Here is a 10,149-nt window from a genome sequence, read left to right as displayed (position 1 = left end):
CACAAGCGGGCAGCCGCCCTTGTCGAGCGGACGGAATGCCTCGTCACCGGGGATGGTGCGCAGAACTTTGTAATAGTCCCACGGACCTTTGGATTCCTCAGGTGACTTGACCTGAACGAGATACATGTCGTGAACCATACGACCGTCGGCGCGCAGCTTTGCATTGCGGGCGAAGAAGTCGTTGATATCCATCGTGCGCATCTTGTCGAGCACGGCCTTGCCGCTGGTGGATTTTGCCGCTTCGGACGCCTTGAGGTAATTCATGACAGACGAATAAACGCCTGCATGAACCATCGTCGGCATTTTACCGTTCATCCGTTCCCCGAAACGCTTCGACCAGGCACGGGTCTGGTCATCATAATCCCAGTAAAAGCCGGTGGTCAGTGTCAGGCCTTTTGCAGTTTCGAGACCAACGCTATGAACGTCGGAGAGAAACAGTAACATGCCTGCGATCTTCTGGCCGCCCTGGGTAATGCCATATTCACTGGCTTGCTTGAGGGCGGTCATCGTATCGCCCGACGAATTTGCAAGCGCTATCACATCGGCACCCGATGCTTGCGCCTGTAGCAGGAAGGAGGAAAAATCAGTGGTTTCACGCGGATGACGCACCGCGCCCACCACTTCGCCACCGCTTGCCTTGACGGCTTCCGCTGTATCGCGTTCCAGCGCATGGCCGAAGGTATAGTCAACGGTAATGAAGTACCACTTCTTGCCCCCCTCCTGCGTCATGGCGCGACCGGTGCCATTGGCGAGCGAATAGGTGTCCCAGGTCCATTGCGCCGTCGTTGGCGAACAGGCTTTGCCGGTCAGGTCCGAGGAACCTGCCGTGGACGCCAGAAACGCTATGTCCTTGTCACGCGTGATCTCTTGAACCGCCATGGCGACCGATGATGTCGGCACGTCGATAATGGCTTTGACGTTCTTCTCGTCGATCCAGCTGCGCGCCAGCGTCGAACCGATATCCGGCTTGTTCTGATGGTCGCCGACGATGACCTCGATGGGCTCCCCATTCAGCTTTCCGCCGAAATCCTCCACCGCCATTTTTGCGGCCACGACCGAACCTTCGCCTGCCAGGTCGAAGTTCATGCCGGACATATCCGTCAGCACGCCCAGCCGAACCGGTTCTGCCAAAGCCGGACTTGCGAGCATCATGGTGGCAAACACACCCGAAAGCATCATTGATTTCATTTTCATGTTTTCCTCCTCCCAAATTACAACGGTGTCAGCCCGACTGGCTGCTGCTTTCCGCAATCAGTCTCGCCAGATAAAACTGGTCGGCTTCACAAGGCGCAGCCCAGTTGGCGCGGTGTTCTTGATCAATGGCTCTTTTCGTCATCCGCAAGGCCAAGGGTGGACATTCAGCGATGGTCTGCGCGAAGAGTTTGGCGGTTTCGACCGCGCCGCCCGCAGGGGCAATCTTGTCACAAAGCCCCAGATTGAGCGCGTCCTGCTCGCCGATCCGTTCATTGGCGAAGAGCGCCCGCTTGGCGCGCGTCGGACCGATTAGCGATGACAGGAGGGGCAGCCCGCCCCAACCCAGCGTCATGCCCAGACGGACTTCCGGAAACTGAAAGAATGCTCCGTCCGCCATAACGCGGAAATCTGCTGCCAAGGCCAGGATGCCGCCACCACCAACTGCCGGACCTTCAACCGCTGCAATGGTGATCTGCGGCAACAACCGCCACCGATCGCACATGACGCCGCCGAGCGACATGGCCGTGTGGCGTGCAACGGCGCCCGCACTGGTGCGCCACAGGTTCTCGTCCTTCAAATCGACGCCGCCGGAAAAGCGGCTTTCGGTTCCGGCGATGATAACGACCTGAACACTGTCATCCGCCGATAACTCGTCCGCTGCCTGGATAAGCGCCTTGATCGATTCTTCATTGAGAGCATTGGCCTTGCCGCCACGGTCATAGCGCGCCACCGCAATCGGTCCCTCGCGCTTGATATCGACTATGGCCATTTCCATCCTCCCAGATGTTTTCGCTTTGACATACTACCGAGTATGTTGCATATTCCAAACAGGTTTGCAACTGCCCTCTTTTGAAGGTTTAGTTGTGGCCGGGTAGGAGGAATTCAGAACATGACGCCAGACCAGCGCGCGCTCAACCGTAACCATTCCGTGTTGCGATATCTTCTCGATCAATATGCAGCCGAGCGCCCCACGGCACCATTCGTGCATTTTTGGCCGTCGACGGAGTGGGATTACAAGACGACCCGCGACCGAGTTCGCCAGCGCGCGGCAACGCTGCAATCCCATGGCGTAAAACGCGGCGATCACGTGCTTTGTTTTATGGGCAACGGCCCGGATCTGCTCACCACCTGGTTCGCGATCAACTATATCGGTGCAGTCTATGTGCCAATCAACACCGCAGCACTCGGTCGCCCTCTGGAACATATTCTGGACGATGCGGATGCACCGTTGATGATCGCCCACGCCGATCTGGTGGAACGATTGCTGGATGTCGCACCCGGCAAACTGCGCAAGGTTCTGGTGGTCGAAGGCTCTGTTAGCTGTGCAGTCGATGGTGTGGAAATTCTGCCTTTGTCTGACGTGGAAACAGTCAGCGAAACCGAACTTGTTCTCGACAAGCCGATTGAGCCGTGGGACACGCTTGCCATCATGTACACCTCGGGTACGACGGGCAACGCCAAGGGCGTCGTAACCTCTTATGTGCAGCTTTATACGATGGGCCCGGACGCCTTTGACTGCGTCGATGAAACGGATCGCTGCATGATCTGCGGTCCGATCTTCCATTGCGGCTCCACCCTTTATGTCTATGCGATGCTGGCGCGTGGCCTTTCCATCGGTATGATGCGCGAGTTCAAAACCCAGCATTTCTGGCAGGCCGTTCGGGATACGAACTCGACCTATTGCCTGTTGCTGGGCGTCATGGCGAGTTTCCTTCTGAAACAGCCGGTTTCATCGGATGATCGCAACCACCCGCTGCGGCGCGCCTTCATTACCCCGTTCGGCGAGGATGGCCCATTATTTGCGGAAAGATTCGGCGTCGAGGCATGGACCATCTACAACATGACCGAAATCGCCAGCCCGCTTGTTGCTGGACCCGGCATCACGCAAAAGGGAATCGCCGGAAAGCCGCGCCCCTGGTATCAGCTGCGCGTAGTTGACGAAAACGACATCGAAGTGCCGGATGGCACGGCTGGTGAACTGGTCATCCGCTCCGACCGCCCCTGGGCGTTGATGAAAGGTTATTACAACAATCCGAAAGCTACCGTCGAAGCCATGCGCAATGGCTGGTTTCACACTGGAGACAGCTTTCGCAAGGATGAAAACGGTGTCTATTTCTTCGTGGATCGCCTGAAAGACGTCATCCGGCGGCGCGGTGAAAATATCTCGTCCTTCGCTTTGGAGGCCGAAGTGCTTTTCCACGACACCGTCAAGGAATGCGCAGCTATCGCAGTCCCGAGTGAACTGAGTGAGGATGAAGTTCTGATCGCCGTAACCCCTGTCGAAGGGCAGGAAATCGTTGCGGGGGAACTGCTGGAGTTTCTCGCAGGTCGTCTGCCCCGCTTCATGGTGCCGCGCTATGTACGAATTTTGGAATCTCTTCCAAAAACCTCGAGCGGTAAAATTCAGAAACATGTACTACGCAGCGAAGGCATTACCGGAGATACGATTGATCGCGAGCTCAAGGTGAAGCGCGCGAGTTGATCTATCAAAATCGAAAGACCTGGACATCATGGAAAATTTCATCTTCAACACAACGCCATCCATCGTGCTGCAAACCGGCGGGCTGGCGAAGATTGTCGATATTGCCGGACACCTATTGGGCAAGCGCGTTGTTATCGTCACCGACAAGGGATTGCGTAAGCTCGGACTGCTGACCCCGGCCACAAACGCCTTGGAGCAGGCGGGCATTGCCATCTCGATCTTCGATGATGTGCAGGCCGACCCGCCGGAAAGCAATGTTCTCGCGCTGAAAGACCAGATCGTCGCCCACGAAGCGACTGGCGTTCTCGCCATCGGCGGTGGCTCATCAATGGATGTTGCAAAGGTTGCCGCCCTGTTGGCAAAAAGCGGTGAAACGCTGAACGACATTTACGGCGTGAACATCGCGCGCGGGCCACGCCTGCCGCTCGTGTTGGTACCAACGACGGCGGGCACGGGATCGGAAGTCACACCGATATCAATCATCACCACGGGAGCATCGGAGAAGAAGGGCGTTGTCTCCCCGCTGCTATTGCCTGACATGGCAATCCTGGATGCGGATTTGACTGTCGGCTTGCCAGCAGCGGTAACCGCTGCCACCGGCATCGATGCGATGGTCCATGCCATCGAGGCTTATGCTTCAGCTTCGGCCAACAACAATCCTTTGTCGCGTTCGCTGGCGCGCAACGCCCTGCAACTGCTCGGCGCCAATATTCGCACTGCGGTCTTTGAGGGCGGCAACCGCGACGCACGCGCCGCTATGTTGCTCGGATCGTTGCTTGCCGGTCAGGCCTTTGCCAATTCTCCGGTTGCTGCTGTGCATGCACTCGCATACCCGATTGGCGGGCATTTCCATGTGCCGCACGGCTTGTCCAACGCGCTCGTGCTTGCGCATGTATTGCGCTTCAACTTGCCGGAAGCCAGCCACATTTATGCGGAAATTGCAGCAGACGTTTTCCCGGAACTGAGCACCGTGTCGGCAGAAAAACGTGCTGAAGCCTTTGTCGAAAAACTGGCGGATCTCAGCCGTGAGCTCGGCGTGCCGCAGACATTGCGCGAAGTGAATATTACGGAAGACGATCTGCCCCTGCTTGCGCGCGACGCAATGAAACAGACGCGGCTTCTGGTCAACAATCCGCGCAAGGTCACTGAGGCGGATGCCTTGGCGATTTATAAAGCCGCTTATTGATAGCGCCGCTGGTAACATCATGAAAAAGGCCGGTTTGACCGGCCTTTTTCGTATCTATCAGCAAATTTCGAACAGGCCCGCAGCGCCCATGCCGCCGCCAACGCACATGGTCACCACCACGTAACGTCCATTGCGCCGCTTGCCTTCGATGAGGGCATGCCCGGTCATACGCGCGCCCGACATTCCATAAGGATGGCCAATCGAAATAGCGCCGCCACTTACGTTCAGTTTTTCATTGTCGATACCAAGCTTGTCGCGGCAATAAAGCACCTGTGCCGCAAAGGCTTCGTTCAGTTCCCACAGATCGATATCATCGACCGTCAGGCCATGCTGTTTTAGCAGTTTCGGTACGGCATAAACCGGGCCGATACCCATCTCGTCAGGTTCGCATCCGGCGACCGCCATTCCGCGATAAATACCAAGCGGAGATAGGCCCCGCTTTTCCGCTTCCTTTGCTTCCATCAAAACAGATGCCGAAGCACCATCAGACAATTGCGAGGCGTTGCCAGCGGTAATAAAGCCACCCTGCGCTATTGTCTGCCCCCCGGAAAAGACCGGCTTCAACCCGCGCAAACCTTCCAGTGTGGTTTCGGGGCGATTGCCTTCGTCCATGGCCAGCTCAACGCTTTTTGCGGAGACCTCGCCCGTGGCCTTGTCCTTGACCAGCATGGTGGACTGGATCGGGACAATCTCGGCGTTCAGGCGGCCTGCGGCCTGTGCAGCCGCGGTGCGTTGCTGCGATTGCAGCGCATATTCATCCTGCGCCTCACGCGATATACCATAACGCGCTGAAACGATCTCCGCCGTCTCAATCATGCTCATATAGGTGGCGGGCAGATGCTCCGTCAGCCAGGGATCACGCCAGCGATAGACATTCATATGCTCGTTCTGCACGAGTGAAATCTGCTCCACACCACCGCCAATAGCAATCGTCATACCATCGCCGGTGATCTGCTTGGCTGCTGTTGCGATAGCCATCAGCCCCGACGCGCATTGACGATCCATAGACTGACCCGGAACTGAAACCGGAAGGCCAGCCCGCAACAAGGACGTGCGGGCGATATTCATGTGGGTCGTGCCTTGCTGAAGCGCAGCACCAAGAACCACATCCTCTACTTCCGCGCCATCAATGCCCGCGCGCTCAACCGCAGCGGCAATCGCGTGACCCGCCAGCGCTGGCGCAGACGTGTCGTTAAAGGCTCCGCGATAGGCTTTGCCAATCGGTGTGCGCGCAGTTGATACTATGACAGCTTCTCTCATCAAAACTCCTCCACTGACGCCGAAACGTAAAGCCTGTCGGCCAATTCTTTCAATTCCGGAGTCAGCGGAACCGGCCGTCGCGTGTCTCGGTCTACATAGACATGCACATATTCACTTACAGCGGCGGTCAACTCTTCGTCATCCTTGAAGATGCCAAAACCCCACAGCAGACTGGTATTGCCGATATGCTCGACGCGAACCCCGACAACGACATTGTCAGGATAGGAAATTTCGGAGAAATAATTCGTTGAATTGCGCGCAACGATACCAATGGGTGTAGAGCCGTTCAACTCCAGAGCACCAGACGCAATCAGCGACCGGTTCAATGCCGCATCGCAATATTGCATATAGACGACATTGTTGACGTGGCCGTAAATGTCCATGTCGCTCCAGCGCGTCTGCATATCGTAGAACTCCCGATAGGCTGACCGGGGTTCAGCCTTCGGTCGGGGTTTTGACGCCGTCATTCGATAACCTCATTGGCGCGGGACGTCGCGATGATGCGGTCCACATGCGCCAAACCGGCATCCGTCTCGATGAAATTAGTCATGTCATCGATCTTTGAGAAAGCAGCCGCAACGGCTTCCGGTGTCCGCTCGCCTTTCGGCAGATAAACGCCTTCACTTTCCACAATCGCCATACGGGCCACAGTTCCCGCACCAGCCAGAAGCACAGTGCGGCTTGGCGCCTGTTCACTGACGAGGAAGAGAGCAGCCGGAACGACGTTTTCGGGTGCGAGGCGCACCAGCATCTCGTCATCCAGCACATCGCCGGTCATGCGCGTTGCAGCAGTCGGGGCAATCGCATTGACATGAATGTCGTATTTGTCGCCTTCAAAATGCAACACATTCATCAGGCCGACGAGGCCTGCCTTGGCCGCACCATAGTTGGACTGGCCGAAATTCCCATAAACGCCAGACGTAGAGGTCGTCATCAGGATGCGGCCATAGTTCTGGCCTTTCATGACGTCCCACACCGCCCGGCTGGCATTGGCCGAGCCAATAAGATGCACGTCAACCACGGCGCGAAAATCGGCCATATCCATCTTCGCGAAGCTCTTGTCGCGCAAGATCCCGGCATTGTTGATGAGAATATCGATGCGACCGAATTCTTCGACCGTGCGCTTCGCCAGCGCCTGCATGTCTTCGAACTTCGTGACGTTGCCAGCGTCGGCAATGGCGACACCGCCCTTGGATCGAATTTCCGCAACGACCTTTTCGGCTGCCTCCGATGCCCCCCGGTGCCGTCGCGGCTGCCACCGAAATCGTTCACGACGACCTTTGCGCCGCGCGCTGCCAGTTCGAGGGCATAAGCGCGCCCAAGCCCGCCGCCCGCACCCGTTACAATTGCAACACGATTTTCAAAAGAAATGGCCATGTGATCTTCAACCTACTGTCAGTATGAGCCAGTCAGCGGCGAGTGCTGGCTTGGTTTCGTCTTTGATTTCAACGGTCGCTGCAAGAGTCTGGAGCTGACCGTTACCCTTCGGCTGCACCGATTTGGAACTGAATACGCCACGGATGGAAGACCCCACCTTCACCGGCGCAAGGAAGCGGACTTTGTCGAAGCCATAGTTGATTTCAACCGTACCGGCTGCAACTTCCGGCAAAACCTCGCGGCTGAGCTTGGTCAACAGGCCGAGCACAAGAAACCCGTGTGCGATGGTGCCACCGAACACACTTTCAGTCGCTGCGCGTTCGGGGTCTGTATGAATGAATTGATGATCGTCGATCACATCCGCAAACCGATCCACAAGCTGCTGATCGATCTTGATCCAGTCCGAGTAGAGGAACTGGCTTTCCGCGTCTGCGGAGAGCGCAGACGCAGCAGAATTAGGCTGTATTTCCAAATTTATGTCCTCCAAGCGCTGAAAAATGGAACGCGGTCGCATTAATCAACAACATACTGAGTAGTATGCACTTGAACATCGCTTTGTCTAGTGGCATTTTCCTTACGAAATTTGCTAGGCTTGGTTGCCGCTTACCTACGCATAAATCGGAGTAGCAGATGGCTGACAGCCGCCGATCTAACCGCACGGACAGTACAGGGAATGTCGTGATCCTGGAAACAGCCGCCCAGTGTTTCATGGAACAAGGCTTTTCGACCACAAGCATTGATGATGTGGCGCGCAGGATGGGCTCCACCAAGGGGCGTATCTATCACTACTATTCTTCCAAGACGGATTTGTTCTTCGACGTGCACCGCGAAGGCATGGAACGACTGTTCAAGGCCGTTGAGCCGGTTATGACGCTGAATGGCTCAGGCCTGTACCGGCTTGAAGAGATGCTCACCGCTCACGCGCTTGCCATGATGAACAACGTCGCTTTCGAAGCGGTGGTGGTGCAAGGCGTTCACATGCACAAGCTCGCGGCGACCACACCCGACCAGCGCAGAACGCTCAACGAGCTGATCTCGATCAGACGCCGGTTTGAGGATTTGTTCAAGCAGGTCATTCGCGAAGGCATCGAGGACGGCAGCATTCGCCATGTCGACGTGTCGATAGCGGCCAAGGCCGTGCTCGGCGCCATCAACTGGCTGTCGATCTGGTATCAACCCAGAAGCGTCGATACCGACGCCGACAGGATTGCCCTGGCCAAAGAAATTGTGGGCATACAGATCAAAGGGCTGCATTCGTAAGAGACGACCGACCGCCTCCCACGAATGCGCCATCAATTGCTTTAAGAGCTGAACTGGCGAATTTCATTTCGTTGTGACAAAACGATCCAGTTTGCCGAGTGTCTCCATCCCCAGCTCGATCGCTCCGAAGCCCTTGGCATCCTGGAATTCAGCCGCTGTACTGAAGACCATTCCCAGGGTCACTTTCGTAAACCCGTCCTGATCCTCGAACGCGGCCCATGCATCGGCATGTTTCGGCCCGTTCTCACCCCACAAAAGCGTATAGCCCAGCCGTTCCTCCGGCCTGACCTCACAATAGCGGTGGTGGTTCGGATAGGCTGTGCCGTCCGGGCCGATCATGTCGAAAACCCATTCGCCGCCCTGACGAAGATCGATCCTCTTTGTGCGACACGAAAAACCTTCCGGCCCCCACCAAAGCGGCAACGTCTCGGGGTTCATCCATGCCTTCCAGACAACCGCTCGCGGTGCCCGTATGATTTTCTGCAACACCATGGTGCGCTCGGCGGCTTGTGCCAGATTGTCTAGACCCGCGCCGAAGCCTTCGCTATAGCCCGCCTCCATATTCCCGGCCAGCGAAGACAGCTGAACCGTCACCGCCACACTGCTGCGTTCGCCCTTATCGGCAAAGGTAGCAGTAACCAATGCTGCCGATTGCTTCACGCTTTCGCTTGAGATCACTTCATAATTCACGCTGCGCAACGCGGGCTGCAATTCGAGCCAGCCACATTCGCAGCGAATGTCGGGCTGACCTTTCACCCTGCATAGAGAAACCTCGCGACCGCCGATCCGGGTGTCGGCTTCCAGAAATTCCACTTCGACGGCAGAGTTTGGCGCAGCCCAGACCGCCCGCGCGGCGGGAGCGGTCCACGCCTGCCACAGAACGGATACCGGCGCCGCCACGTTCCGCTCAAAGGTAAGCGTTGCAAAACGACTGTCACCTGTTGCCGCTACGCCCATGCTACCGGGCTTCTCAATCCGTGTCATTCTTGCGCTCCTCCATCACATTCATCACAAACGCATCCAGCCGATCCAGACGTGCTTCCCAAATGGCGCGCTGTTCATCCATCCAACTGCGCGCTGGCTCCATAGCTTCAGGGCGGATAGCGCAAGTACGTATTCGTCCATCCTTCGATGACACGATCAAACCAGCCTCTTCCAGCACGGAAAGGTGTCGCATCACCGTCGGCAGGCGCAGCCCCGTCGGACCAGCCAATTCCGTCACCGCTGTAGGCCCACCGGCCAAACGGGTCAGGATCGACCGTCGTGTCGGGTCTGCCAACGCGTGGAACAATAATGAAAGATCTGGATCATGCTTAGCCATATTGCTAACTATTCAGATATCGGAACAATGCGCAAGAGAAAACTTAGCTGATTGGCAAAGTTTCTCTTG

General features: G+C 56.7%; 10 protein-coding genes and 1 pseudogene. 3 read left to right on the top strand and 8 right to left on the bottom strand.

The features are described 5' to 3' along the window. The coding region (locus QLQ11_RS23870; protein ID WP_371836038.1) for an ABC transporter substrate-binding protein at nt 1-1,194 on the bottom strand (1,194 nt) is incomplete at its 3' end. Between the two features lie 28 nt (nt 1,195-1,222). Then, nucleotides 1,223-1,963 carry an enoyl-CoA hydratase/isomerase family protein gene (locus QLQ11_RS23865; protein WP_371836037.1) on the bottom strand — a complete coding sequence of 247 codons (741 nt, stop codon included), beginning with the start codon at nt 1,961-1,963 and terminating at the stop codon, nt 1,223-1,225. Nucleotides 1,964-2,083: 120 nt separating this feature from the next. Between QLQ11_RS23865 and QLQ11_RS23860 the strand changes: the two genes are divergently transcribed. Both QLQ11_RS23860 and QLQ11_RS23855 read left to right on the top strand, forming a co-directional pair. Beyond that, nucleotides 2,084-3,676, top strand: a complete 1,593-nt coding sequence (locus tag QLQ11_RS23860; RefSeq protein ID WP_121538915.1) for an AMP-binding protein — start codon at nt 2,084-2,086, stop codon at nt 3,674-3,676. Nucleotides 3,677-3,704: 28 nt separating this feature from the next. Then, nucleotides 3,705-4,862: an iron-containing alcohol dehydrogenase gene (locus tag QLQ11_RS23855; protein WP_121538916.1), complete on the top strand. Its 1,158-nt coding sequence runs from the start codon at nt 3,705-3,707 to the stop codon at nt 4,860-4,862. Nucleotides 4,863-4,919: 57 nt separating this feature from the next. On the opposite strand, the gene QLQ11_RS23850 is transcribed toward QLQ11_RS23855, so the two are convergent. From QLQ11_RS23850 to QLQ11_RS23835, 4 genes and pseudogenes are all read right to left on the bottom strand, one after another. Continuing rightward, on the bottom strand, nt 4,920-6,122 hold the full coding sequence (locus tag QLQ11_RS23850) for an acetyl-CoA C-acyltransferase (RefSeq protein ID WP_094513361.1): 1,203 nt from the start codon (nt 6,120-6,122) through the stop codon (nt 4,920-4,922). Continuing rightward, nucleotides 6,122-6,589: a thioesterase family protein gene (locus tag QLQ11_RS23845; RefSeq protein WP_094513360.1), complete on the bottom strand. Its 468-nt coding sequence runs from the start codon at nt 6,587-6,589 to the stop codon at nt 6,122-6,124. The genes QLQ11_RS23850 and QLQ11_RS23845 overlap by 1 nt, the downstream gene beginning before the upstream one ends. After that, a pseudogene (locus QLQ11_RS23840) lies at nt 6,586-7,499 on the bottom strand (SDR family NAD(P)-dependent oxidoreductase). The gene QLQ11_RS23845 and the pseudogene QLQ11_RS23840 overlap by 4 nt, the downstream one beginning before the upstream one ends. Before the next feature lie 7 nt (nt 7,500-7,506). Next, the gene (locus QLQ11_RS23835; RefSeq protein WP_371836036.1) at nt 7,507-7,971 is read right to left on the bottom strand and encodes a MaoC family dehydratase; all 465 of its coding nucleotides are present in this window, start codon (nt 7,969-7,971) and stop codon (nt 7,507-7,509) included. Nucleotides 7,972-8,129: 158 nt separating this feature from the next. Between QLQ11_RS23835 and QLQ11_RS23830 the strand changes: the two genes are divergently transcribed. Further along, the gene (locus QLQ11_RS23830) at nt 8,130-8,759 is read left to right on the top strand and encodes a TetR/AcrR family transcriptional regulator (protein ID WP_109365918.1); all 630 of its coding nucleotides are present in this window, start codon (nt 8,130-8,132) and stop codon (nt 8,757-8,759) included. 63 nt (nt 8,760-8,822) lie between these two features. Here QLQ11_RS23830 and QLQ11_RS23825 read toward each other — a convergent pair whose 3' ends face one another. Both QLQ11_RS23825 and QLQ11_RS23820 read right to left on the bottom strand, forming a co-directional pair. Continuing rightward, the gene (locus QLQ11_RS23825; RefSeq protein WP_283735303.1) at nt 8,823-9,743 is read right to left on the bottom strand and encodes an SRPBCC family protein; all 921 of its coding nucleotides are present in this window, start codon (nt 9,741-9,743) and stop codon (nt 8,823-8,825) included. Further along, complete coding sequence (locus tag QLQ11_RS23820; protein WP_121538920.1) at nt 9,730-10,080, bottom strand: helix-turn-helix transcriptional regulator; 351 nt, start codon at nt 10,078-10,080, stop codon at nt 9,730-9,732. The genes QLQ11_RS23825 and QLQ11_RS23820 overlap by 14 nt, the downstream gene beginning before the upstream one ends. Nucleotides 10,081-10,149 lie beyond the last annotated feature (69 nt).

It is taken from the genome of Ochrobactrum sp. SSR (assembly GCF_030067775.1).
Taxonomy (GTDB): domain Bacteria; phylum Pseudomonadota; class Alphaproteobacteria; order Rhizobiales; family Rhizobiaceae; genus Brucella; species Brucella teleogrylli.
Note: the sequence above shows the minus strand (reverse complement) of the source record. Positions and strands in the feature narration are given on the sequence as shown.